Below are 24,329 nucleotides of genomic sequence, written 5' to 3'. Positions count from 1 at the left end.
TCCGCTTTCTCGCATGTGTATCAGCACCTGATTGCACGATGCAGAGAAACCTCCCTGTTCGTCCAATACTGTTCAGCTCACGATCGATAATCCGCGGCTATCGATTGGCTGAGCAGCGGTCGATAATCACCGTGAATCGCTGCATAGCGGCTTGGTCTTGGACAGCGGCGGGGACCCGGACCACAGTGATGGATGACAGGCATGGACACGCGAGGAGTCGGGCAATGACCACACTTTCGGCATCATCGGCCGCTGCGCCGGACGAGGCGGCGGACGCCGCCCTGACCGACGGCTTCCACCTCGTCGTCGATGCCCTTAAGGCCAATGACATCAACACGATCTATGGAATCGTCGGCATCCCGATCACCGACCTTGCCCGGGTCGCGCAGGCCTGTGGCATGCGGTACATCGGTTTCCGGCAGGAGACTTCCGCCGGCAACGCCGCCGCCGCCGCCGGGTTTCTCACCGGCCGCCCGGGCGTGTGCCTGACGACCTCCGGGCCCGGGTTTCTCAACGGTCTGCCCGCTTTGGCCAACGCGACCACGAACTGCTTCCCGATGATCCAGATCTCGGGTTCGAGCAATCGAGCGCTGGTCGACTTGCAGCGCGGCGACTATCAGGACCTGGATCAGCTCAACGCCGCGCGGCCTTTCGTGAAGGCGGCCTACCGCGTCGAGCGGGTCGCGGACATCGGGCTCGCGATCGCACGCGCGATCCGCACCGCGGTCTCGGGCCGGCCGGGCGGTGTCTATCTCGACATCCCGGGCGCGGTGCTGGGGCAGGCCATGGACGCCGCCGAGGGGGCCGAAAGCGTCTGGCGGGTCATTGATCCCGCGCCGCGCCAGCTGCCCGCCCCGGAGGCGGTCGATCGTGCGCTGGACGTGCTGGCGCGGGCGCGCCGGCCGCTGATAGTGCTCGGTAAGGGCGCCGCGTACGCGCAGGCCGACGCCGTGATCCGGGACTTCGTCGAATCCACCGGAATTCCGTTCCTGCCCATGTCGATGGCCAAGGGCCTATTGCCGGATTCGCATCGCCAGTCCGCGGCGGCCGCACGCTCGCTGGCCATCGCCCGCGCCGACGCGGTGTTGCTGGTCGGCGCGCGGCTGAATTGGCTGCTCGGCCATGGCGAATCGCCACAGTGGGCCGCCGACGCCAAGTTCGTGCAGATCGACATCGCGGCGTCGGAGTTCGACAGCAACCAGCCGATCGTGGCACCGCTGGCCGGCGACATCGGTTCGGTGATGTTTGCATTGCGTGACGGTCTGGCCACCCGGCCCATCACGGTGCCGACGGAATGGACCGACGAGCTGGCCGATCGCCGAGCCCGTAACGATGCCAAGATGAGCGAGCGGCTCGCCGAGAATCCGCACCCGATGCGGTTTTACAACGCACTCGGTGCGATTCGTTCAGTGCTGCAAGCGAATCCGGACGTCTATGTGGTCAATGAGGGGGCCAATGCGCTGGACCTGGCCCGCAACGTGATCGAGATGGAGCTGCCGCGGCACCGCCTGGACACCGGGACCTGGGGTGTGATGGGCATCGGCATGGGCTACGCGATCGCCGCCGCCGTCGAGACGGGCCGGCCCGTTGTCGCGATCGAGGGCGACAGCGCATTCGGGTTCAGCGGCATGGAGATCGAGACGATCTGCCGCTACCGGCTGCCGGTAACAGTCGTCATCCTCAACAACGGCGGCGTGTACCGCGGCGATGAAGAGCCTACCGGCGACAGCCCCGCCCCCACTGTGCTCAACGCCGGTGCACGTCATGAGCTACTGGCAGAAGCTTTCGGCGGCAAGGGATATCACGTCACAACTCCGGCCGAGCTGCAGTCGGCGCTCACGGAGGCGCTCGCGTCGAACGGGCCGTCGCTGATCGACTGCGAACTCGACCCGGCGGCCGGGGTGGAGAGCGGACACCTGGCAAGTCTCAACCCGACCAGCGCGGCCAACCGGAAGGTCAGCGCCGACGGGTGACCCCGATCAGTTGGGCGTTGAAGAACTCGTCCAGCGAAAGCTCATGCGCGCAGGCGACGAGCGCCCTGGCGACCGGCGACCCGGGCCCGGAGGCATTGGTGGCCAACGTGATCTCGGCCTTGACTGCCGGATCGACCATTTCGACCGCACGAATCTCGCCGCCCAGCGGCGATGTCCACAGCCAGGTGTGCGGAACGATGCATGCCCAGTTGCCGGAGGCGACCTGTGCGAGTAGCGAAGCCACCGAGTCGGTTTCGACTTGCGGAGTGACGGTGATGCCGTGCCCGGCGAACGCCTCGTCGATGATTTGCCGGTCCCGCATGTCCGCGGTGAGCAAGGCCAGCGGCAACTGCGCGGCATCCGGCCACCGCAACGTCGATGCGCCGGACGGCAACATATCCGCCGGCGACAGCAGCACGTAGCGCTCGGTATATAGCGGCACCAGGTCCACCTCGTGGGCATCATCGTGTGATGCGTGCACGATCGCGGCGTCGAGCTCGAATTCCCGCAAGCGCCGGTACAGTTCAGTGGCGGCCAGCCGGGAATTGATGTGCACCTTGACCAATGGATGAGCCGAGCAGAAGGCAGACAGCACCAGTGACGCCGTTGTCGATGCGGTGGGCACAGCGCCCAGCCGAAGCGTTCCGGTAATTCCCGATCGCACCGCATCTACCTCGGCCTTGAATGCGTCGTGCTCGGCCAGAATCCGTTTGGCCCACACGACCAGTCGCTCCCCTTCGGGGGTGAGGCCTTCGAAGCTGTGTCCGCGATTGATCAGCGTGACGTTCAATTCACGTTCCAGCTTGGCGATCGCGGCGGACAGCGCGGGCTGCGACACGTAACACTTCTCGGCGGCCCGAGCGAAGTGGCGCTCCTGGGCGACCGCGACGAAGTACTCCAGCTGACGAAAGAGCACTCGCACCTCCTCGGTTCGGCGGCGCCGATTCCGCTGAGGTCAGCCGGTCGCCGCCGATCGAACTCATCCGTTGATCCGATCGTTACCGTGGAGACCGGGCGGAGTGTCATTGTTTGCTAAAAACCGTAATGATCAGACTGCCAGTAGAATATCGTCGTGTTGATCGCACCATCTCGGAGGGTTGACGCCATGCGTCGTGGGGTTCGTTATCTATTTGTTATGGTCGCGATCACGGGCTTTGGCGTGTTGGGATCCGGTTCCCACGCGGTCGCCTCGGTCCCGGTACCGGCACCAACCCCCGCAATTGCCTCGATTTTGCCGGCCGACGGCGCGGTGGTGGGAATTGCACACCCGGTCGTCGTGAAATTCACCGCGCCGGTGACCGACCGGTCCGCCGTGGAACGCTCCATCCACGTGGCCTCCCCTAGCAACATCACCGGACACTTCGAGTGGCCCGAAAACAACGTCGTGCAATGGGTTCCGAACCAGTATTGGCCTGCCCACAGCCACGTTTCGGTGGGCGTGCAGGAGCTGACAACGGGCTTCGACACCGGTGACGCATTCCTGGGGGTGGCCAGCCTCTCCGCGCACACCTTCACCGTGAGCAGGGACGGGGAAATTCTGCGCACGATGCCCGCCTCGATGGGTAAGCCCAGCCGCCCGACGCCGATCGGTAACTTCACCGCCCTCGAGAAACAACGCAGCGTCGTGATGGACTCGCGGACGATCGGTATCCCGCTGAGTTCGCCCGAGGGATACAAGATCACCGCCCAGTACGCGGTCCGCGTCACCTGGAGCGGTGTGTACGTGCACTCGGCACCCTGGTCCGTCGACTCGCAGGGCCACGCCAACGTCAGCCACGGATGCATCAACCTGAGCCCGGACAACGCCGCGTGGTACTTCAACAACGTCAACGTCGGCGATCCCATTCAGGTCGTCGCGTAACCATTTCGGGCCCCGGTGGAGGGCCTCGAGCTGGGTGTGGCCACGGTCACAGTGACCGGGTGGAAGACTCGTAGCGGGCCGACGGTTTGCGCTAGAGAGTCGTCCGAACGAGAGCCTGGGGCTGGTCATGACTATTGATGCGAAGCGCGACAACGGCACCAGCGCGAGTGTGACGACCACCCCACGAGAACGAGTGGCCGAGCGCATCAGGCGTGTGGTGGCGACCGACGAGCAATATCAATACGCCAGGCCGGATCTCGCGCTGCAGGCCGCGGCCCGCCGGCCCGGTCTTCGGCTTCCGCAGATCCTGGAGACGTTCGTCGAAGGCTACGGCGACCGTCCCGCATTGGGATGGCGCGCTCGCGAGCTGAGCACCGATCCTACGACCGGCCGCACCACCACTCGGCTGCTCCCCCGATTCGACACGATCAGCTACCGCGATCTGTGGGCCAACGTGCGCGCCGTCGCCACGGCGTGGCGGCGCGACGAGGCCACCCCGGTGGCGCCGGGGGACGTGGTCGCGACTCTCGGTTTCGCGAGCCCCGAGTACTTGACGCTTGACCTGGTGACCGGCTACCTGGGTCTGGTGGCGGTGCCGCTGCAGCACAACGCAACGGCGTCGCGGCTACAGCGGATCGTCGCCGAAATCGAACCCCAGGTGCTGGCGGCCGGAGCGGAGTATCTGGACCTCGCCGTCGAGGCCGCGCTGGGCAGCACATCGTTGCGGCGCCTGGTGGTCTTCGACTATCAGACGGATATCGACGATCAGCGGGAGAACCTCGAGCGCGCGCAGGCGAAATTGGCCGAGGCCGGCATGGCGGTCACCGTCGAGATCTTCGACGAATTGGTCGAGCGTGGCCGCGCATTGCCACCGGAGCCGTTCTACACCGGCGAAACCGACGAGCGGCTGGCCATGATCATGTACACCTCGGGCAGCACCGGCCTGCCCAAGGGAGCGATGTACACCGAGCGCATGATCTTGAGGCTGTGGACCAACGAGCTCTACCCCGAATTCGCAGACGTACCGGTGTTCAACGTCAACTTCATGCCGCTCAACCACGTGGGCGGACGGATACCGCTGTCGTCGTCGTTCCAAGCCGGTGGCACCAGCTATTTCGTGCCGGAAAGTGACCTGTCCACGTTGTTCGACGACTGGAACCTGGTGCGCCCGACGGAGATGGGCATGGTGCCGCGGGTGGTCGAGATGCTCTACCAGCGTTACCAAAGCGCGGTGGAGCGCCTGATCGGTCAGGGTGCCGAACCCGAGGATGCTGACGCGGCGGCGAAAGCCGAACTGCGCGAACAACTTCTGGGCGGTCGCGTGATCACTGCCTTCTCCACCACCGCGCCGCTGGCCGCGGAGATGAAGACCTTCATCGAATCGTGTTTGGACACCCATGTGCTCGACGGCTACGGCCTGACCGAGGTGGGGATGGTATTCAAGGACGGTGTGGTGAGCCGGCCGCCGATCCTCGACTACAAACTGATCGACGTGCCCGAGCTGGGTTATTTCCACACCGACAAGCCGTACCCGCGCGGCGAGCTGCTGGTGAAGTCGCAGACCGCGTTCGGCGGGTATTTCAAACGGCCCGATGTGACGGCGAATGCGTTCGACCCCGACGGCTACTATCGCACCGGTGACGTGATGGCCGAAATCGGCCCGGATCGTCTGGTCTACGTCGACCGGCGGAACAACGTATTGAAGTTGGCGCAAGGCGAATTCGTCGCGGTGGCACGCCTGGAAGCCGTCTTCAGCAGCGCCGCGCTGGTGCGGCAGATCTTCGTGTACGGCAACAGCGAACGGCCTTACCTGGTGGCGGTCGTGGTCCCGACCCGGGAAGCCGAGCAACGATTCGCCGGCGATCCGGACGGCCTCAAGGCAGCGCTGAGCGAATCCCTGCGCCGCACCGCCAAACTCGCCGAGCTGCAATCCTACGAAGTGCCGGCCGACTTCCTGGTCGACTCCGAGCCGTTCAGCGAGGACAACGGACTACTGTCCGGGGTGGGAAAGTTGCTGCGCCCCAAGCTGAAAGAGCACTACGGCGCTCGACTGGAAGACCTCTACGCCGAGCTCGCCGCCACCCGCACCGCCGAGCTGCGCGCGCTGCGCGAAGGCGCGGCGGACCGCCCGGTCATCGACACGCTGACGCGCGCCGCCCAGGCGTTACTAGGCCTGCCCGGCGGTTCGCCGCAACCGCATACCCAGTTCCTGGAGCTGGGTGGTGACTCGCTGTCCGCCCTGACCTTCTCTAACCTGCTGCAGGACATCTTCGATGTCCAAGTCCCGGTGGGCCAGATCATCAGCCCGGCGTCCGACTTGGGTCAACTCGCGGAATATGTGGAATCCGAACGTGAATCCGGCGCCAAGCGGCCCACCTTCTCGACCGTGCACGGCCGCGGCGCCAGCGAAGTTCGCGCGTCCGAACTCACTCTCGACAAGTTCATCGACGCCGCCACCCTGAACGCCGCCCCGAAGCTGCCGCACGCCACCGGCACGCCGCATACGGTGCTGCTCACCGGCGCCAACGGCTATCTGGGTCGCTTCCTCACCCTGGAATGGCTTGAGCGACTTGCCGATAGAGGCGGAAAGCTCATCACCATCATCCGCGGCACCGACAGCGAAGCCGCCGCCAAACGCCTGGAGGCTGTTTTCGACGGTGGTGATCCGGGACTGCTGCAGCGGTACCGCACCCTGGCCGCCGATCATCTCGAAGTCATCGTCGGCGACATCGCCGAGCCGAATCTTGGTTTGGACCAAGCGACTTGGCAGCGCCTCGCCGAAGACGTCGAAATGATCGTGCACCCCGCGGCACTGGTCAACCACGTCCTGCCGTACGACCAGCTGTTCGGCCCGAATGTCGTGGGCACCGCCGAATTGATCCGGCTGGCGATCACGATACGCATCAAGCCGGTCACCTACATGTCGACCGTTGCGGTGGCCATGTCGGTGGATCCCAGCGTGTTCGCCGAGGACGGCGACATCCGCGCCGTCAGCCCGGTACGTCCCGTCGACGACAGCTACGCGAACGGGTACGCGAACAGCAAGTGGGGCGGTGAGGTGCTGTTGCGGGAGGCGCACGACCTGTGCGGGTTGCCGGCCACGGTGTTCCGGTCCGACATGATCCTCGCGCACAGCCAGTACGCGGGCCAGCTCAATGTCCCGGATGCGTTCACCCGGTTGATCTTCAGCTTGCTGGTGACCGGTATCGCACCGTCGTCGTTCTACCAGACCGACCCGCAAGGAAACCGGGCGGTGGCGCACTACGACGGTCTGCCGGCCGACTTCGTGGCGGAGTCGGTGACCACGCTGGGCGAGCAGACGGCGGTGGCCGGAGGGTACCGGTCCTTCGACGTGATGAACCCGCACGACGACGGCATCTCGCTGGACGTCTTCGTGGACTGGCTGATCGCCGGTGGCAACGACATCCGGCGCATCGACGACCATGACGAATGGTTCGGGCGTTTCGAAACGGCGCTGCGGGCGCTGCCGGACAAACAGCGTCAGCACTCGGTGCTTGCGTTGCTCGACGTCTACCGCAAGCCCGAGGCACCGCTGCGTGGGGCGCCGGCGCCAACGGATGTGTTCCGCGGTGCGGTGCGGGCAGCGAAAATCGGTGCGGACAAAGACATTCCGCACTTGTCGGAGGGGCTGATCGAAAAATACGTCGCGGATCTGCGCCTGCTCGGGCTGGTGTAGCCCGAAAAGCTAACCGTGCAAACCGTTCTTGACCGCCGCGGCTTGCTTGCGGCCGACGTCGGTGGCAACCGCCGGGTCGACTGGGTCGTTGGGAGCGCTGTCGAATTCCAGGTTGACCAGCGCCCTGCCCTCGGTGAACAACAACACCGCGATCGCCTGCGAGTTATCCGGCGACGCGCCCGAGATCATCGCGCCGTTAGTGCCGACGTCGACGGGCTGCCACGGGCCGGTGACCTTCTTCGCGTAATTCGTCTTGGTGTTCTCCAGGGCGGCGGCCGCGATCGAGGGATCGGCGACGACCAGGATGGTGTCCCCGATACGCCGGCTGTTGTCCGCGTTGACGAACAGCTGGGCAACGCCGGTCGTGTTGTTGGAATTCAGCACCGGGGGTTGCGGCGCGGTGAAATCTCCGCCGATGTCACCGGGCTGGATCAGCAACGCACTGTAATCCGGGGGCGGTCCCGCCGGGGTGCTGGGTGCCGACGTAGTGCCGCTCCCGGATGGCGGGGCCGACGTCTTGCCGCAGCCGGTGATCGCGATGCCGACCACCATGGTGATGGCTACCCAACCGGTGACAGTCCTACGCGCGCGTCGCATGGGCATCCTTTCGGTCGAGAACAGGGTGGGCGCATATGAACATACGCCCAGTCGGCAGGGGCCTATCCTGGCCAGGGGCCGGGCGCAGGTTTCGATTCAACTGGGTGAGGAGATCGAGATGACGGCTACGGTGGCGCGGGCGGTACGGTTCGACCGGTACGGGGGCCGTGACGTGCTGTACGTGGAAGATATCGACATGCCGGCACCCGGACAGGGTGAAGTCGTTGTCGAGGTTCGCGCCGCCGGCATCAATCCCGGCGAGGCCGCGATCCGATCGGGCGCGATGCACGAGATGTTCCCCGCCACGTTTCCGTCCGGGCAAGGCAGCGACCTCGCCGGTGTCGTAACGGCAACCGGTCCGGGGGTCACCGAGTTCACCGTGGGCGACGAGGTGCTGGGGTTCAGCTTCCGGCGATCGAGCCATGCCACCCACACCGCCGTCGGGGTGGATCAGTTGATCCGCAAGCCTGCGCAATTGAGTTGGGAGGCAGCGGGTTCGCTCTATGTCGTCGGTGCGACCGCGTACGCTGCTGTGCGCGCGGTCGCAGCGCAGCCGGGCGAGACCGTCGCCGTGTCGGCGGCGGCTGGAGGTGTCGGCAGTCTCGTCGTCCAGCTGTTGGTCCGGCGCGAGGCGCGCGTGCTCGGCATCGCCGGCCAAGGCAACGCCGAATGGCTACGGGCACACGGCGTCATTCCGATCGGCTACGGGGGTGATTTTCAAGGGTTGGCCGAGCGGCTGCGCGAGGCGGCACCGAACGGGATCGACGCGTTCATCGACCTATTCGGCCCGGATTACGTCCAGCTCGCCGTCGATCTCGGGGTGCCACCGCAACGCATCGACACGATCATCTCCTTCCAGAAGGCCGGCGAAGTGGGCGCTAAGACCGAAGGCAGCACCGACGCGTCGACTGCGGAAGTGCTCACCGAGGTCGCCGATCTCGTCGCCAGCGGCGCCGTAGATTTCGACATCGCGGCGACGTTCCCGATGGATCGGGTGGCTGACGCCTTCGAGGAACTCGAGCGCCGGCACACGCACGGCAAAATCGTTCTGCTGCCCAATGGTTCGCCGTAGTTGTCAGCCGACGCCGACCTCCACGATCTTGACGATCACGAATATGACGGCCAGCACCAGGTAACCGCGCAGGATCAACAGCCCGGTCCGGCGAATCGGCGAAAGAGCGGGGCGGGCAAGAGACCTCAGCTCTGGCGTCTGCCAAGACTGCTGTTCCTGCCGGCGCAGGGCCCGGCTTTCGGCACGGCCTACCGGCGAGGCGAGTTTGGCCGCGCGGGTGTCGCTGTACCACTGGTCACCGATGATCGCCACCGCGCCGCACACCACGCCGACCGCTGCACCTGCCGCCAGCCCTGCCTCGAGAGCTGCCGTGGACAGATCCGGGAAGAGCGTGGCCGCCGTCAGCGCCAGCGACAGCAGCACCAGTGCCCACACGATGGCCCAGGCAACGACGTTCTGCCGCAACGTGTTTACCCACGGTCCCAGGATCGCCCGATCATTGCAGAGCAATACCAGGAACACGGTCGCCGAGGGCAACAGGATACCGGCCAGCGCCTGCACACCCTGGGTGACCAGCCCGAGGATGTGATCCGGACTGAACGCCACCGCGGCCGACGCCCCCAGCAGCAGGGCATACCCTCCGTAAAATAATGGCGCCTCGGTGATTTTCCAGTGCAGCGAATGCCGCTTGCCCATCGCGTCGCCGATGGCATAGGTGGTGGCCAGCCCGATCGCATTGGCACCGATCAACGAACCATCGAGAAGAATGATCGCGAACAGCACGCCAACGGGGTGGCGCAGCGCTTTTGCGACCGCACCGGCATCGGTGAAGCTGCCGGTTGTTGTCAGACCGAAGGCGGTGACTGCCATCAACGCCGTCGCGCCGACAATGACCACGATGATACCGATGATCAAATCCGCTCGTGCATAGGGAATCCAGCGTGCCGTGATGCGCTTGTCAACCACGTTGGACTGTTGGAAGAACAGCTGCCACGGCGCCACCGTGGTCCCCACGATCGCGATGATCAACAGCAGGACGCCTGCGTTCAGTCCACCCGGGAACTGTGGAACCAGACCGCCGGCAGCCACTTTCGGACTCGGATGCACCATCAGCACCATCGGGAGCATCACGACGTTCACGGCGATCAGCAGGAACATCAGGCCTTCCCAGCGCCGGAACGAGCCGCCGGCGACCACGGCGAACAACAGCACCGCGGCGGCGGGAATCGCGACGATCTTCGGACAGCCCAGGAATCCCAACGCCAGTGCGACACCGATGAATTCGGTGACGATCGTCAGGGCGTTCAGCACCAGCAGATCGCCGACGCTGAACGCCCCCCAAAACTTTCCGAAACGCTCAAAGATCAGGCGTGCGTGACCGACTCGCGCTACCGCGCCCAGGCGCAGCACCATCTCCTGGTTCACGTACAGCACCGGAATCAGCAAGGCCAGTGTCCACAACAGGTTCATCCCGTAGTCCTGGCCCGCCTGCGCGTACGTCGCGACGCCGCCGGCGTCGTTGTCGCCCACCATGACAATCAATCCGGGCCCGGTGATCACCAGCAGGGTGCGTAACCGCCGCCACCGGCCGCCCGACGCACCGGCGTCATCGCGCTTGATGCGGCCGAACGCTCCGACGATGTCGCCGGTGTGCGCGGAATCCAGCGCGGCCTGCGGACGGGTGGAAGTCAACGTCATGTCGTTCTCGCTATCTCGAAGTCGGGCTACAAAAGTCGGGTGTTCAACGCGCCCCAGCGGCGGGCTACCAACCCCCCGCCCGCCGCTGGGGACCGCTGGCGGAACACATCACCGGTGGTCTTTCCCACCGCCCGGTGACTGTCCGCCGGGCGCGGACGAGAGCACGGCGATCGGTGTCAGCGACACATACAGGTCCGCCCGCTCTTCGGGCGTCGGGATGTGCATGGCGCACAACCTGTTTGTCAGCAGCCGACCCGCACGCAGCATCGACCGTCCGCGCAACCTTCCAAGACCGCGAATACGGTCCGCAACAACAAAAGTCATGGTCTTCCCCTGTCGGAAGCCCGATCGGATCGCCGGCACGCCAAATACATCCCGCATTCGCCGCCGTCAATACGGTTGCGGAACAGCCAATTTGAGCTGCGTCAGCAGAAAGAAATGCCGGAACCGGATCGGTTCAAGATGGATTTCGGATAGCAACTATCGCCGGGACTCATCTCGCCCTCACCTCCTCACGGCCATGACACGCGCGGGTGTCCACGTTTCACACGCGGGAGAGGTACGAATGCCGGGCCATGAGCCCGCCGGCCGCACCCCTCTCGTCGGAGCTTCGGCACTGCACGGCGTATCTGGATCGACCGATGGTCGCGACCCGCTGCGCTTCGCCGCGCTTGCGATCGCTCCTCGTCCAGAAGCCACTTGGGCTCAACCCTTGTGTCCGGGAAGAGCTGTCCTGACCCGGGGCGTCTCTCGACGTTCGGGGTCAGTGGCCTGTGTCCGTGCAGACGCCTCACCTACCGAGGTGCTTGCCCAACCATGCTGGCACTGCCACCCGCTGCTCGTCAAACCCCTTTTGTCGCAACTGCGACGATCCGTGTTCTGGGTCACACGCCGGAGCATGCGGTCACCGCCCTGGCAAAAGTCGCCGAGGCATACCCTCGAGGGCATGGCGACAACCTTGCAAGACCCTCGCGTCGAGAGCGTGCTCGACCGGATGTACACAGAGACGAAGAACCAGATGTCACTGCTGCGTGAGCGGCAAGGTCAGCTCGAGCGCCCGATGACCACCGCCGAACGCACCGAGGCGATGAGCGAGTTCTACATCCCGGTGACGCCGGACGCCGGCCGGCTGCTGTACGCACTGGTTCGCGCGACCCGTCCGATAACGGTGGTCGAGTTCGGAATGTCGTTCGGTATCTCGGCCATTCATCTCGCGGCGGCCGTCCGCGACAACGGCGTGGGGCGCGTGGTGACCACGGAGCTCAGCGCCAGCAAGATTGCCGCCGCGAAGAAGACGTTCGCCGAGACCGGCTTGGACGACGTGATCACCATTCTCGAAGGCGATGCGTTGACCACGCTGGTGGACCAAGACGGGCCGATCGAATTCGTCTTGCTGGACGGCTGGAAGGATCTCTATCTTCCGGTGCTCAAATTGCTCGAACCCCGGCTCACCACAGGCGCTTTGGTGATCGCCGACAACGCCAGCGCGCCCGACATGGCGCCGTATCTCGACCGCGTGCGCGACCCCGTTAACGGCTACACCAGCTTCAATTTCCTGGTCCGGGAAAGCGACAGCATGGAAGTCAGCTGCCGAACCAACGATTAAGCGCCTACCGCAACGACTCTTCGAGCCACGGCGTCAGCCACTTGACCCCTTCCGGGGTCAAGTGCACACCGTCACTGCGCACCTTGATGCCGTCGACCTTGGCGGTGTAAACGCCGTCGGGGCAAAGCTTTTTGTTCAGGTCAAGGATCTCAACGCCGCTGTGCTGCGCAACGGTTTTGCGCAGCATGGCATTCCACTGATTGACTCGGTCCGGCTGGTCCTCGGGATACAAGCGGCCGTCCGGCTTCTCGCCGCCCCGGCTGTACGGCACCGTGGCAACCACTACCCGAACCCCGCTGGCGCTCACGATATTGAGTGCTCGCTCCAGCTCGGCGTTGAGATACGCGTCGAATGTCGGGTCACCGATGTGGGTCCACTGCCCCTCGTTGACCCGGTCCACGGTCTCCCAGCGACCGACGATCAGGAGCGCGACGTCCGGCTGGTCCTGACTGATCTGCGCTGCCCATCTACTCGGCCACGTATCGCATTCGGCTCGCTGATCCAGGGTCTGGCCGATGTACCGGTATGGCGTGCCGCGAACCAGGCTGCACCCGATGACCGTGTGGTCGAGGAACGCGAATCCGGGTGTCGGGGGCAGGAAGTGCATCCAGGTCCACCCGATCGAATCACCGAAGACCGAAACGGTGAACGGCCGGTTGGGGTTTCGCGGCCCGACCGGACGGCTGCCACCCGGCGGGGCGTTCGACACCGCGGCGACCGCCGAAACGCCCGGGGGTAGGCCGGTCTCGCGCAGACCGGTTCCGGTGCCGACCGGAATCAGCAGCAGCGTGATCGCCGCGGCGCTGGCCACGGTGGCAGCTGCCAGTGGCAGCAGCGCCACCCGGGCCGGTCGCCAGCGCCGGACGGGTTGTTCGATCAGCCAATACGACGCGGCGGCCACCGCCAGCGTGAGCCCGCACCGGGCGGCGAACAACGGCAGCCCCGACCATCCGGTGCGCTCGCCGTTGAGCGCCAGAAAGATTGGCCAATGCCAAAGATAGATGCCGTAGGAGATGGTGCCCAGCCAGACCAGTGGTGGCGCGGCGAGAATGCGGGCGACCAGGCCGCGCTGCTCCAACGCCACCGGGGCGACCACGAAGACCGCCGCGATCGCGACACCGATCAGCAAGCCGTGCCGGAAATCACCGACAGTGCCCGTCGCGAAGTGCGCCGCCGCCGCCAGGCCCGCCACTCCGATCATCGGCAGCAACCGGGCGACCCGCCGCCCCCAGCGACTGCGGATCATGCACCAGCCGCGGTTCAACGACGGCCAATCCCGCACCAGCAGAGCCGCCGCCGCGGAACCGACCAGCAACGCCTGCGCGCGCGTGTCGGTGCCGAAGTAGATGCGATCACGCGTGGTGGCGGAGACGAACACGATCGCTGCCGCCGCGGAAGCCAGCGCACCCAGCGTGGCGATCACAAAGATGGCGAAGCGCACATCGCCGACCGTGGCCCGCATGAAGTAGCGCTTGGCCCGCGCGGCCAGTAGCAGGGTGACCACGATCAGCAGGACCGGCCAGACGAAGTAGTACTGCTCCTCGACGCCGAGCGACCAGGCGTGCTGCAGCGGCGACGGCGGCGCACCCTGGGTGAAGTAGTCGGTCTTCTGCGCGACGAAACGCCAGTTCGCCACCCATAAAAACGCCGCGATCGCGTCGTCGCGTAACCCGGTAAGAGCTTGAGCGGGAAGCAGTTCGCGGGCGGCGCCGACGGCCAGCACCATCAACACCAGCGCCGGAAGCAGCCGGCGGGCCCGGCGAATCCAGAACCCGGTGAGGTCGATGCGGCCGGTACGCCCGAGTTCGTCGAGCAACAACGAGGTGATCAGGAATCCGCTGAGCACGAAGAAGACGTCGACGCCCAGAAACCCGCCGCTCACGCCGGGGATGCCGCCGTGGTCGGCTAGCACCAGGGCTACCGCTACCGCGCGCAGTCCGTCGAGTGCGGGAATGCCGCTGCGCTGCTCGGGTTTATCCCATATCGCCAGCCGGCCGACACGACGTACGGGGTCTACCCACCGATTCTGCCGAGCAGAACTCGCCGGCGCGGAGTCTGTTCCGTCCGGCTCAGTGCCCGCTTTTAACGCGCCCTGACCACTGCGGTGCCCGGCGCGGTAGTTGCTGCCGATACGTCGTGCCCCTCCTCTTGATTTCAGCAAGCTTAGGGGCGACCGCGTCGGATAGGGCGCAGACACGCGCCGGTTTTCGGCGGTGGTGTGCTCGGTTTTCGGCCTAAAGTGTTAGGCCTTGTCAGGGGCCTTCTAGGCGGAATAGCCCAGGGTGCTCTTGACTTCCAGATACTCGTGGAAGCCGAACTCGCTCCACTCACGGCCGTTGCCGCTGCGCTTGTAGCCGCCGAAGGGCGCGTTCATGTCGAAGGCGTGGTTGATCGTCACCCAGCCGGCGCGAATCTTGCGGGCGACCTCACGTGCCTTGTCGAGGTCGGCTCCTGAGACGAATCCCGCCAGCCCGTATTCGGTGTCGTTGGCGATCTCGACGGCCTGGTCGAGGTCGTCGTAACCGAGAATGCACAGCACCGGCCCGAAGATCTCCTCGCGCGCGATCGTCATGTCGTTGGTGACGTGCGCGAAAACCGTCGGCTTGACGTAATAACCCTGGTCCAGCCCGTCCGGCCGGCCCGGGCCTCCCACCACCACAGTCGCGCCCTCATCGACACCCAGCTGGATCAGCCGTTGCACCTTGTCGAACTGAGTCTTCGACGCCACCGGCCCGATCGTCGTCCCCGCATCGGGATGGCCCACCGTGACCTGCTCAGCGGCCTCCCGCGCGATGGAGATCGCTTCGGCCATGCGCGAGTTGGGCACCAGCATGCGCGTCGGCGCGTTACAGCTCTGCCCGGAATTCGGCATCATGTTGGCCACACCGGCGCGGACACCGTCGGCGAAGCCGCTGTCATCGAGCACGATGTTGGGGCTCTTGCCACCGAGCTCCTGGGTCACTCGTTTGACGGTCGGGGCGGCAAGCTTGGCCACCTCGATACCGGCGCGGGTGGATCCGGTGAACGACACCATGTCGATGTCGGGATGGCTGGCCAGGGCGGCGCCCACGCCCGGGCCGTCGCCGTTGATCAGGTTGAACACCCCGGGTGGCACGCCCGCGGCATCAAGGATCTCGGCGAAGATATACGGCGAATACGGTGCTACCTCAGACGGTTTCAAGACGACGGTGCAGCCGGTCGCCAACGCCGGGTACACCTTGACGGCGACCTGGTTGATCGGCCAGTTCCACGGCGTGATCAGTCCGCAGACGCCGATCGGCTCCTTGGTGATCAGGCTGGCCCCTTTTTGTTCCTCGAACGCGAAGTGCTTCAACGCCTCGATGGCCGTGTTCAGGTGTCCGATCCCGAGGAAGACCTGTGGCCCCGCGGCCAGCGTCGCCGGTGCGCCGATTTCCTCGGTAACCGCCTCGGCGAGGTCGCTCGAGCGCTTCTGGTATTCGGCGAGGATGGCCTGCAACAGGTCCAGCCGCTGTTCGCGGCTGCTTTGCGACCAGCTCGCGAAGGCGTGCCGCGCGGCCTTGACCGCCACGTCGACGTCGGCCGCCGTACCCAGCGAGATCTGGCCGGACACCTGCTCGGTTGCCGGGTTTTCCACGTCGAAAGGATTGGGCGCCAACGGCTCAACCCACTTGCCGTCGATGTAGAAGTTCAGGTATTCGCGCATGAAATCATCCCTTTCTCGGCGAAGTGCGCTTACTGAGTGCCCTCGGCATACCAGGTCCGGAATCGGTCGTACTTGGGCATCTCCTCGGAGTTGGCCTTGGGGTCGATGCACACGTGCACAACACCGACTTTGCCACTGGCGTAGGCGCGAGCGATCGCAGGGCCGATCTCGGATTCCTTCTCGACGTACTCACCGTGGCAGCCGAAGCCCTCGGCAACCTTGTCCATCCGCACATCCTTGCTCCAGTGCACGCCGGGCTGCGGCGACGGCTGGGGGAAGGTGCGCTTGTACACGCCCACTTCCAAGCCCCACTGGTGGTCGACACCCACCACGCATACCAGCGGAAGGTTCTGTCGCGCAGCGGTTTCCAACTCGGCTATATGGAAGAGGAACGCGGAGTCGCTGGTCAGCAGCATCACCGGTCGCTTACCGCCCTCGGCGACGGACGCTCCGATCGCGTAGGGCAATCCGGTGCCGAGGTGGCCGAAATTCTGGTTCCAGATGACGTCGCGCGGCTTGGACTGCGAGTAGGTCCACTGAAAGATCACAGTTGCGCCGCCGTCGCGCACCATGATGCCATCCTCGAGTTCGTTGAACGCTTTGGTGGCTTCGACGACGTAGCGCGCCGGGTGGATCGGCGAGCGTCCGGACGGTGCCGATTCCGCCACGTCCGCAAGCTCTTTCGCATCTTTCTCGATCAGGGCCGCCAGCGTCGTTGCGGGTTGGCGCGCACCATCCTTGAGTGCGGAGACCAGCTGCGGCACGACACCGCGCAGATCGCCGACCAGCGCCACGTCGACCGGGCGGTTGACGCCGATGGCGGTCGGATCCTGCTCGACCAGAACCCATTTGCGGCTCGCATTGTTGCCCGCCCAGTGCTGGGTGCGGCCGTAGTGCATCGGCTCACCGAGTTCGGTACCCAGCGCGACGCACAGGTCGGATTCCTCGACGGCGTCGTTGGCCGCCGGGGAGAACAAGTAGGGGAACGTCCGCTCCTGCAGTCCCGGGATGAACGAGGTGCCCCCGGAGGTCTGGATCACCGGGCAGGCCATCAGCTCGGCCAGCTCCCTGACCTGTTGTTGAGTACGGGTGGTGTGCACGGCGTGGCCGACCAGCAGGACCGGGCTCTTGGCCTCACGGATCAGCTTGACGGCCTCGGTAATCTCGCGGGTGCCGGCGCCCTGGTTGACCAGCCGGTAGGTACTGGGCGGTGGCGCTTCGGCGACGTCGAGCTCCTCGAGGATGACGTGCGAAGGGAACTCGACGTAGGTCGGACCCGGGGTGCCGGACATCGCCTTGCGGATGGCCTCGTGAATGATCTCGTCGGTCTGGTCGGCGTATTCGATCGAGCTGCTGTACTTCACGGACGCGGCGAAAAGCGGCTCCTGTTGCACGAATTGGATGCGGCCGCGGCGCACCCGGCGCTCGGTGACGCGAGCCCGCTGGCCGCCGAGGAAGATCACCGGCGAGTTCTCCACGAGCGCGCACTGGATCGCTCCGGCGATGTTGGCCATGCCCGGGCCGAGGGTGCCGATGCACAGTCCGGGGCTACCCGTCATCCGCGACGCCGCCTCGGCCATGAATCCCGCGCTCAGTTCGTGATGCGGGGCAACCACCGACCACCCGCGCGCGTCCGCCTCGGCGAACATGTGCACGAAGTTCGGGTCCGGGATGCCGAACAGGGTGTTGACGCCCTCGACCTCGAACAGGTCGAGGATCCGCTGGTAAACGGGGACGGTCATCGTTGGAAACTCCTCTGCTGGCAACACATTTCGTTGACTGAGCACTATCCCTGGTTCGCGTCGACGGCCAGGCCGATTTCGGCGAGCACTTCTTCGGTGTGGGCGCCGAGCTCCGGCGCGGGCCCCGCGACGCGACCCGGCGTCTGGGAGAACCAGGTGGGCACCCCCGGGAAACGCACCGGACCATGCGGGGTGTCCACCGTCTCGAACATGCCGACGGCGCTCAGATGCGGATCGTCGAAGAGCGCGCCGGGGGTGTTCAGTGGCGCGGCCGGTATCTCGAGTCGGCGCAACAACGTCAGCCACTCCGCGGTGGAACGCTCTTTCATCGTCTCGGCGACCAGCCCATAGACGGTGTCGATCTCGCGAGCACGTTGTTCCAGCGTCGAATACCGCTCGCTGGCCCACGGCGGCTGCACGGCCTGCATGAATGCGTTCCAGTGTTTGTCGTTGTAGATCAATGCGGCGATATAGCCATCGCTGGTGCGATACGGGCGGCGGTTGGGGGCGACGGTGCGCGGATACACCGCCGGCCCCAGCGGTGGGTCAAACATGGCACCGTTGGCGTGTTCGACGAGCATGAACGAGGCCATGGTTTCGAACATGGCGACCTCGACCTCTTGCCCCACCCCGGTGCGTTCGCGGTGAAACAACGCCATCATCGTCGCGTACAGCGCCGTCAGCCCGGCGATCTTGTCGGCCATGATGGTGCCGACGTAATCGGCCTCACCGGTCAATTGCTCCTGCACCGCGGGCAGACCGCATTCGGCCTGAATCGTGTCGTCGTAGGCGGGACGGTCGCGATCGGGTCCGCGTCGCCCATACCCATAGCAATTGGTGTAGATAATCGCGGGATTGATCGCCGCGACATCGTCGTAGCCGAAGCCGAGCTTCGCGATTGCCTTGGCGCGCATCGAGTGGATGAATACGTCAGCGGTCTCGACGAGAGTGCGCAGCGCATCAGCTCCCGCCTCGGTCTGCAGGTCCAGCACGACGCTGCGCTTGCCGCGGTTGACATTGACGAATACCCCGCTCATGCCGGGCGCCGGCCCCACCGAGATGTAGCGGGTGTTATCCCCTTGGGGTGGTTCGACTTTGATGACATCGGCACCCATGTCCGCCAATATCTGCGTGCAGTAGGGTCCCATCACCATTGCGGTGAGATCGACCACGCGCACCCCGGTCATCGGGCCCGTCGGGCTAGCCACGAAGCGCTCCCTGGTGTCTTATCTCGCCGAGTGTGGGCCGTATGCCCGAAAACCAGCCGCATTGTGTACCTAAGCCACACGCTCGACGCGGCGGTGGGCCCGTCGGGTTAGCCATGGAGCGCTCCTTGGTCGTTTGACCTCTGAGCCAGGTCGAAGCTGTAGCGAATGTGCTCGTTGTGGCCGTCCGGAGCGACCGGAAAGATCAGCGGCGCTTCGACGTAACGGATCGCGTCCAGATGGCTCCCGACGTCCTCGATCGTCCATGCTGGCCGGCATACGCCCGGGCTTTCCGCGATGACCGCGCGGGCCACCCGCCCCGCCAGCGCGATGAACAGTTCACCGGTCACCGAGCACGACTCGTGCGCAAGCCAACCCACCACGGGTGCAACAAGTTCCGCACCCATCGGTGGATAGGCCGAGGTGTCGATACCCTCGGCCATGCGTGTCACCGCGGCCGGCACGATCACGTTGCACCGCACGCCCTCGGCGGCGCCCTCCAGCGCGGCGACGTTGGACAATCCGATGACCCCAGCCTTGGCGGCGGCATAGTTGGCCACCTTGTGGTTTCCGTACAGGCCCCCGATCGACGACGTCAGCACGATGCGGCCGTAGCCCGCCGCGCACATGAGCGGAAACGCCGGCCGCACCACGTGGAACGCGCCGCGCAGATGCACGTCGAGGACGGCGTCGAAGTCCTCGTAGCTCATCTCCTTCAGCGAATCGCGCCGGACGTTGCCGGCGTTGTGCACCAAAACATCGATGCGGCCATAGTTTTCGAGCGCGGTCGCGATGATCACCTCGCCGCCTTCTCGGGTCGCAACCGACGCGCTGCACGCGACTGCCGTTCCCCCGACCGCGGTGATCTCTTCTACCACCCGTTCGGCCGGACCGGCATCGACCCCCGCGCCGTCGAGGCTGCCACCGGCGTCGTTGACCACCACCTTCGCTCCGCGCGCGGCCAGCAGTTGCGCGTAGGCGCGGCCCAACCCGCGGCCTGCTCCGGTCACCACGGCCACGCGGTCGTCGAATCGCAACTCGCTCATGAAAGCTCGAGACCTGCTAGATCACCCTCGTTGCGCCACTCGGCGATCAGCTCGCCGAAGGCATAGAAACCCGGCGAGTAGAAATCACCGAGGAACGCACCATTGTCCTTGGCGCCACCCTGACCCTCGTTGTTGTAATAACCAGGCGTGCAGGCCATCTCGAAAGCGGAGTTGTCGATCGCGAGTTCACCGACCGTATTGACCCAACCGTCTTGGCCCTCTTGACTAGGTTCGACGGTGGTAGCGCCGCGTTTCTGCGCCTCGGCGATGATGTAAGCAATGTGCTCGGCCTGTTGCTCGAACATCGCGGTGGTGTTGGCCGAAACGCCGCCCTGGATGAAACCGGTGAAGAACTGGTTGGGGAATCCGCGAGTGGTCATGCCGTGCAGCGTCTGGTACCTGTCGCGCCAGTAATCGAACAGCGACAGCCCGTCGCGGCCCTCGATGATGTCGACCGCGAAGCGGCGACTAATCTCCGTGGAGATCTCGAACCCACTGGCGAACACGACGCAATCGACCTCGTACTCAACACCGTTCGCGACAATGCCCTTCTCCGTCAGACGCTCCACGCCCTTGGATTCCGACACGTCCACCAACGTGACATTGGGCAGGTTGAACGCCGGCAGGTACGTCTCGCTCGAACACGGCCGCTTGCACATGAAGCGGTAGTACGGCTTGAGCGCCTCGGCGGTGTCGGGATCGTCAACCAGCGCGGCCACGCGGTTCCGCAGCCGCTCCATGATCTTGTAGTCCTCTTCCTCCCGGATGCGCATGATCTCCTCGATCCCGAGCGAGGCGGGATCCGGGCTGGCGGCAATCCGCGCGGTCATGTTGCGGCCCAATTCGGTCCAGAAGTCACACACTAAATCCGGTTCGCCGAAGACCACCCCGACAAACGGTGACCAGTTGTGGAAATTGCGCTTACGCTCCTCCTGCCAACCGGGCTGCAGGGTCGCCGCCCAGGCCGGATCGGTGGGCGTGTTGGCGCGCATGTCCACCGACGACGGGGTGCGCTGGAACACGAACAGTTGCTTGGCATCCCGGCCGAGATGCGGCACCAGCTGAACGCCGGTGGCACCGGTGCCGATGAGTGCCACACGCTTGTCGGCGAGCTTGTGCAGACCACCGTTGGCATCGCCCCCGGTGTAGTCGTAGTCCCAGCGTGCCGAATGGAATGCGTGGCCGCCTGCGGCCAGGTACTCCTTGATGCCGGGGATGCCGGGCAACTTCGGCTTGTTGTACGAGCCCTGCGCCATCACCACGAACCGCGCGCGGATGTCGTCACCGCGGTTGGTGGTCAGCCGCCAGCGCTTGGTCTCCTCGTTCCAGCGCATGGTCTCGACCTGGGTGGAGAAGATCGCGCCGTCGTAGAGGTCGAAGTGTTTGCCCATGGCCTGGCAATGCCCAAAGATCTCGGCGCCGTCGGCGAACTTCTTGCTCGGCAGGAAGTCGAGTTCCTCAAGCATCGGGACGTAGCAGTAGGCGTCATTGTCGCACTGAATGCCGGGGAAGCGGTTCCAGTACCACACACCGCCGAAGTCCCCGGCCATATCGATGACCCGAACATCTTGCACGCCTGCCTTTTTCAGGTAAGCGCCGGATAATAACCCGGCAAAGCCGCCGCCGAGCACCACGACCTCGATGTCCGCATCGATCGGGGGGCGGTCGGCCACCGGGGTGTACGGGTCTACCTCGTAGAGGTCCGCCAGGTCGTCGTCGAGTTCGAGATACTGCGCGCCGCCGTCGGTGCGCAGGCGCTTCTCGCGCTCCTGGGCGTACTTGGCCCGCGTCGCGTCGATGTCGACGTCCTGCGGCACCTCGGTGGGCCCGCAACCGTCTTGGTGCTCTTCCGTGCCGGGGGTCATGCCCGTGGGCGCTCCTTACCTAAAAGCTCCTGGGGCTCACCGGCACCCATGTACCTCGACAATTGATAGTGCAGATTGACCGTGCTGCGTTCCCGGTATGGGTTGGGCTTGGTGCCCGGGAAGCCCAGCGATTTCATGCCCTGCTGGACGGCGGCCATATTGGCGAAGTCCTGCGGAAGCACCGACCGCCATCTTGGGTCGCCGACCGGTGTGTACTCCCACTGCGTCTGCGGCTCTTGACCTTTCGGGTAGAGCTCGAAGACCGACACCTCAAAGATGCACTTGTCCGGGTGGTAGCTGGGGTGCGGCCGTGCGCCGTAGCACAGCGCGACCGTCAGGCCCTGCCCGATCTGGAAGTTCGGGAAGATCTGCCACGCGGTGCCGGCCTGTCCGAGGATGTCGGACGGAATCGTCGGCCAGATCACGCCTCGGGCCTCGTCGTCGCGGCGCGCCGAAGCCAGCCAATGTTCGAGGACCTTGTCGGCCGGGGTGCCCTCGGGCAGTTCGTCGACCAGCCGTTTGGCGGCGTTCACCAGCGTCTCGGTGGTGGAGGTGTTGGTTTCCTCCATCGTGTAGATCTGCATCTGCGCCGTTGACACCCGGGGATCGGCGCCGGTGCCGAGGCGGATTTTGGACTTGGTCGCCGCGAGGTCGTCCGGGGCGTCATAGCCGATGTTGCTGTGCTTGCCTTGTGCTTTCGCCCAGCCCTTGAACTCGCCGAACTGGTTGAACTCGGGATGCGTGGTGTAGACGTGGTAGGTCTCGTTGAACGCCTCCAGCGCGACCTTCCAGTTGCAGTCGAATTCCACCCACTTGCGCCATTTGTAGCGCATGTTTTCCAGGCCGAACGGGTCGAGGATCTTCGCGGCCGGAAACAGGTAGTCAGCCAGCGGCTCGCAGTCGGGATCCATGTTGATCCACAACCAGCCGCCCCAGGTGTCGACCCGGACCGGCCGCAGGTGGGTGTTGTCGGGCGTGAGCGCTTCCTGCCAGTCCTGCTGTTCGCGGATATGCGTGCACGCGCCGTCCAGGCCATAGGTCCAGCCGTGGAAGCCGCAGACGAACGACTTTCGGGTGCGAGCGCAGGCGTTCTTGGCGCCCTCTGGGGTGTCGATCAGCCGGCGGCCACGGTGCATGCAGACGTTATGGTGCGCGTGGAACTCGTCGCTCCCGGTGCGCACCACGATGATCGAGTCGTCAAGGATGTCGTAGGTGAGGTAACTGCCCACCTCGGGCAACTCTTCGACGCGGCCGGCCTGCTGCCAGACCCGGCGCCACAACTTATCACGCTCGGCGCGGGCATAGTCCTCGGAGATGTATGCCTCGACGCCGATGGTCATCGGTGTCGAAAGTTCTTCGGCCACAGTGTCTTTGGCCAGGTCGGTCATCACATCCTCCTAATCTCGGCGCGGAAGGATTCGTCTTTGAGGAACAGCGACGTGTTGTCGGCGCCGAGATGGGTCCACTTGAGGTCCAGGCCGCCGTCGACCAGCAGCGTCTGACCGGTGATATAGCTCGACATCTCGGACAGCAGGAACAGGACGGCGGCGGCCTGCTCTTCGGGCCGGCCACGCCGGCCCATCGCGATTGCCTGCCGGTCCCGCTCGGGGTCCTCATCGACATAAGTGCGCGACGCGGCGGTCTCGGTGACGCCGGGTGCCACCGCGTTCACCCGGATTCCCGAGTCCGCCAACTCGACGGCCATGGTCCGGGTCATCGCGACGATCGCGGCCTTGGCCGTCCCGTAGGCGATGTGAAACGGAGCGGTGTTCATGCCGCTGATCGAGGAGATCGACACGATCGACCCCGGCCGTCGCTGCGCGACTAGTTCGCGCGCCACGGCCTGGCTCATGAAGAACGCCGTTTCGAGATTGTCGGCGAAGATCTTGCGCCAATCGCTGCGCGTCACCCGCGTCGACGGCATCCACGTCGACGGCTGCGCGCCGCCGGCGACGTTGACCAGCCCATACAGGCTGCCCTCGGCGCGGCGCGCGTGATCGATCACCGTGGCGATGCCCTCGTCGCTGGCCGCGTCGGCCGCGACGGGCACCACGGGCAGCCCCTGGGCCGCCAGCGGCGAGACGTGCTCGTCAAGGTTTTCCTTCGACCGGCTGACCGCGATCACGGTGGCGCCGGCCCGGGCGGCCATGGTCGTGACGGTCGTGCCGATGCCGCCGCCGCCGGCACCGGAAACCACCACGACGCGGCCTTCCAATCCCAAGAGGCGCCCCAGAAGATCGTCCATGACCTGCTTTCGCCCGCCTTGGACGTGTCCTGTCGTCATCGTCCGCAGCCGGATCTCACACTCGATTTGTCCGGACAAAACATCGGATTCTGCCCGT

17 protein-coding genes and 1 riboswitch are annotated in these 24,329 nt (G+C 65.4%); of the genes, 5 read left to right on the top strand and 12 right to left on the bottom strand.

The features are described from left to right. The first annotated feature begins 224 nt into the window (after positions 1-224). Entirely contained in the window at positions 225-1,973 is a 1,749-nt protein-coding gene (gene oxc / locus MAAFP003_RS01010) for an oxalyl-CoA decarboxylase (RefSeq protein WP_096283657.1), read from the top strand. Here the strand turns inward: oxc and MAAFP003_RS01005 are convergent. Next, positions 1,957-2,889, bottom strand: a complete 933-nt coding sequence (locus MAAFP003_RS01005; RefSeq protein WP_096283655.1) for a LysR family transcriptional regulator — start codon at positions 2,887-2,889, stop codon at positions 1,957-1,959. The genes oxc and MAAFP003_RS01005 overlap by 17 nt on opposite strands. Before the next feature lie 189 nt (positions 2,890-3,078). Between MAAFP003_RS01005 and MAAFP003_RS01000 the strand changes: the two genes are divergently transcribed. Both MAAFP003_RS01000 and car read left to right on the top strand, forming a co-directional pair. Beyond that, complete coding sequence (locus MAAFP003_RS01000) at positions 3,079-3,834, top strand: L,D-transpeptidase (protein WP_096283653.1); 756 nt, start codon at positions 3,079-3,081, stop codon at positions 3,832-3,834. Between the two features lie 127 nt (positions 3,835-3,961). Continuing rightward, positions 3,962-7,531 (top strand): carboxylic acid reductase, encoded by a 3,570-nt coding sequence (gene car / locus MAAFP003_RS00995; protein ID WP_165796269.1) that lies wholly within the window; start codon positions 3,962-3,964, stop codon positions 7,529-7,531. Positions 7,532-7,540: 9 nt separating this feature from the next. On the opposite strand, the gene MAAFP003_RS00990 is transcribed toward car, so the two are convergent. After that, on the bottom strand, positions 7,541-8,128 hold the full coding sequence (locus tag MAAFP003_RS00990; protein WP_243393728.1) for a hypothetical protein: 588 nt from the start codon (positions 8,126-8,128) through the stop codon (positions 7,541-7,543). Between the two features lie 118 nt (positions 8,129-8,246). Between MAAFP003_RS00990 and MAAFP003_RS00985 the strand changes: the two genes are divergently transcribed. Further along, positions 8,247-9,200, top strand: a complete 954-nt coding sequence (locus tag MAAFP003_RS00985) for an NADP-dependent oxidoreductase (RefSeq protein WP_096283649.1) — start codon at positions 8,247-8,249, stop codon at positions 9,198-9,200. A 3-nt stretch (positions 9,201-9,203) separates the two neighbouring features. Here MAAFP003_RS00985 and MAAFP003_RS00980 read toward each other — a convergent pair whose 3' ends face one another. Together MAAFP003_RS00980 and MAAFP003_RS28895 are read right to left on the bottom strand one after the other, a co-directional pair. Then, entirely contained in the window at positions 9,204-10,838 is a 1,635-nt protein-coding gene (locus MAAFP003_RS00980; RefSeq protein WP_096283648.1) for an NRAMP family divalent metal transporter, read from the bottom strand. A gap of 108 nt (positions 10,839-10,946) precedes the next feature. After that, positions 10,947-11,162: a hypothetical protein gene (locus MAAFP003_RS28895; RefSeq protein ID WP_133160812.1), complete on the bottom strand. Its 216-nt coding sequence runs from the start codon at positions 11,160-11,162 to the stop codon at positions 10,947-10,949. 263 nt (positions 11,163-11,425) lie between these two features. After that, a riboswitch (M-box (ykoK) riboswitch) is annotated at positions 11,426-11,647 on the bottom strand. Positions 11,648-11,784: 137 nt separating this feature from the next. On the opposite strand from MAAFP003_RS28895, the gene MAAFP003_RS00975 reads away from it, so the two are divergent. Continuing rightward, positions 11,785-12,444: an O-methyltransferase gene (locus MAAFP003_RS00975; RefSeq protein ID WP_096283646.1), complete on the top strand. Its 660-nt coding sequence runs from the start codon at positions 11,785-11,787 to the stop codon at positions 12,442-12,444. A gap of 4 nt (positions 12,445-12,448) precedes the next feature. On the opposite strand, the gene MAAFP003_RS00970 is transcribed toward MAAFP003_RS00975, so the two are convergent. The 8 genes from MAAFP003_RS00970 to MAAFP003_RS00935 all read right to left on the bottom strand — a co-directional run bounded on the left by MAAFP003_RS00970 (position 12,449) and on the right by MAAFP003_RS00935 (position 24,232). Further along, a complete protein-coding gene (locus MAAFP003_RS00970) occupies positions 12,449-14,434 on the bottom strand; it encodes an acyltransferase family protein (RefSeq protein ID WP_096290789.1) in 1,986 nt (661 codons plus the stop codon). A 273-nt stretch (positions 14,435-14,707) separates the two neighbouring features. Continuing rightward, a complete protein-coding gene (locus MAAFP003_RS00965; RefSeq protein WP_096283644.1) occupies positions 14,708-16,129 on the bottom strand; it encodes an aldehyde dehydrogenase family protein in 1,422 nt (473 codons plus the stop codon). A 29-nt stretch (positions 16,130-16,158) separates the two neighbouring features. After that, positions 16,159-17,871 (bottom strand): thiamine pyrophosphate-binding protein, encoded by a 1,713-nt coding sequence (locus MAAFP003_RS00960; protein ID WP_096283642.1) that lies wholly within the window; start codon positions 17,869-17,871, stop codon positions 16,159-16,161. A 44-nt stretch (positions 17,872-17,915) separates the two neighbouring features. Further along, complete coding sequence (locus tag MAAFP003_RS00955) at positions 17,916-19,058, bottom strand: CaiB/BaiF CoA transferase family protein (protein WP_096283640.1); 1,143 nt, start codon at positions 19,056-19,058, stop codon at positions 17,916-17,918. Between the two features lie 128 nt (positions 19,059-19,186). Continuing rightward, positions 19,187-20,122 carry an SDR family NAD(P)-dependent oxidoreductase gene (locus MAAFP003_RS00950; protein ID WP_096283638.1) on the bottom strand — a complete coding sequence of 312 codons (936 nt, stop codon included), beginning with the start codon at positions 20,120-20,122 and terminating at the stop codon, positions 19,187-19,189. Continuing rightward, the gene (locus MAAFP003_RS00945; protein ID WP_096283636.1) at positions 20,119-21,987 is read right to left on the bottom strand and encodes a flavin-containing monooxygenase; all 1,869 of its coding nucleotides are present in this window, start codon (positions 21,985-21,987) and stop codon (positions 20,119-20,121) included. The genes MAAFP003_RS00950 and MAAFP003_RS00945 overlap by 4 nt, the downstream gene beginning before the upstream one ends. Beyond that, on the bottom strand, positions 21,984-23,375 hold the full coding sequence (locus tag MAAFP003_RS00940; RefSeq protein ID WP_096283634.1) for an aromatic ring-hydroxylating oxygenase subunit alpha: 1,392 nt from the start codon (positions 23,373-23,375) through the stop codon (positions 21,984-21,986). The genes MAAFP003_RS00945 and MAAFP003_RS00940 overlap by 4 nt, the downstream gene beginning before the upstream one ends. After that, positions 23,375-24,232, bottom strand: a complete 858-nt coding sequence (locus MAAFP003_RS00935; protein ID WP_096283632.1) for an SDR family NAD(P)-dependent oxidoreductase — start codon at positions 24,230-24,232, stop codon at positions 23,375-23,377. Before MAAFP003_RS00935 ends, MAAFP003_RS00940 begins: the two co-directional genes overlap by 1 nt. Between the last annotated feature and the right edge of the window lie 97 nt (positions 24,233-24,329).

Origin of the sequence: Mycobacterium ahvazicum, assembly GCF_900176255.2 — a bacterium.
Lineage (GTDB): Bacteria > Actinomycetota > Actinomycetes > Mycobacteriales > Mycobacteriaceae > Mycobacterium > Mycobacterium ahvazicum.
Note: the sequence above shows the minus strand (reverse complement) of the source record. Positions and strands in the feature narration are given on the sequence as shown.

Bases quoted from the DNA above. Each gene is read 5' to 3' on its own strand.
- MAAFP003_RS01000 (WP_096283653.1), top strand. From the start codon at position 3,079: ATGCGTCGTGGGGTTCGTTATCTATTTGTTATGGTCGCGATCACGGGC.
- MAAFP003_RS28895 (WP_133160812.1), bottom strand. From the start codon at position 11,162: ATGACTTTTGTTGTTGCGGACCGTATTCGCGGTCTTGGAAGGTTGCGC.
- MAAFP003_RS00960 (WP_096283642.1), bottom strand. From the start codon at position 17,871: ATGACCGTCCCCGTTTACCAGCGGATCCTCGACCTGTTCGAGGTCGAG.
- MAAFP003_RS00980 (WP_096283648.1), bottom strand. From the start codon at position 10,838: ATGACGTTGACTTCCACCCGTCCGCAGGCCGCGCTGGATTCCGCGCAC.
- MAAFP003_RS00975 (WP_096283646.1), top strand. From the start codon at position 11,785: ATGGCGACAACCTTGCAAGACCCTCGCGTCGAGAGCGTGCTCGACCGG.
- MAAFP003_RS00965 (WP_096283644.1), bottom strand. From the start codon at position 16,129: ATGCGCGAATACCTGAACTTCTACATCGACGGCAAGTGGGTTGAGCCG.
- MAAFP003_RS00955 (WP_096283640.1), bottom strand. From the start codon at position 19,058: ATGACCGGGGTGCGCGTGGTCGATCTCACCGCAATGGTGATGGGACCC.
- MAAFP003_RS00985 (WP_096283649.1), top strand. From the start codon at position 8,247: ATGACGGCTACGGTGGCGCGGGCGGTACGGTTCGACCGGTACGGGGGC.
- MAAFP003_RS00940 (WP_096283634.1), bottom strand. From the start codon at position 23,375: ATGACCGACCTGGCCAAAGACACTGTGGCCGAAGAACTTTCGACACCG.
- MAAFP003_RS00935 (WP_096283632.1), bottom strand. From the start codon at position 24,232: ATGGACGATCTTCTGGGGCGCCTCTTGGGATTGGAAGGCCGCGTCGTG.
- MAAFP003_RS00990 (WP_243393728.1), bottom strand. From the start codon at position 8,128: ATGCGACGCGCGCGTAGGACTGTCACCGGTTGGGTAGCCATCACCATG.
- MAAFP003_RS00950 (WP_096283638.1), bottom strand. From the start codon at position 20,122: ATGAGCGAGTTGCGATTCGACGACCGCGTGGCCGTGGTGACCGGAGCA.
- oxc (WP_096283657.1), top strand. From the start codon at position 225: ATGACCACACTTTCGGCATCATCGGCCGCTGCGCCGGACGAGGCGGCG.
- MAAFP003_RS00945 (WP_096283636.1), bottom strand. From the start codon at position 21,987: ATGACCCCCGGCACGGAAGAGCACCAAGACGGTTGCGGGCCCACCGAG.
- car (WP_165796269.1), top strand. From the start codon at position 3,962: ATGACTATTGATGCGAAGCGCGACAACGGCACCAGCGCGAGTGTGACG.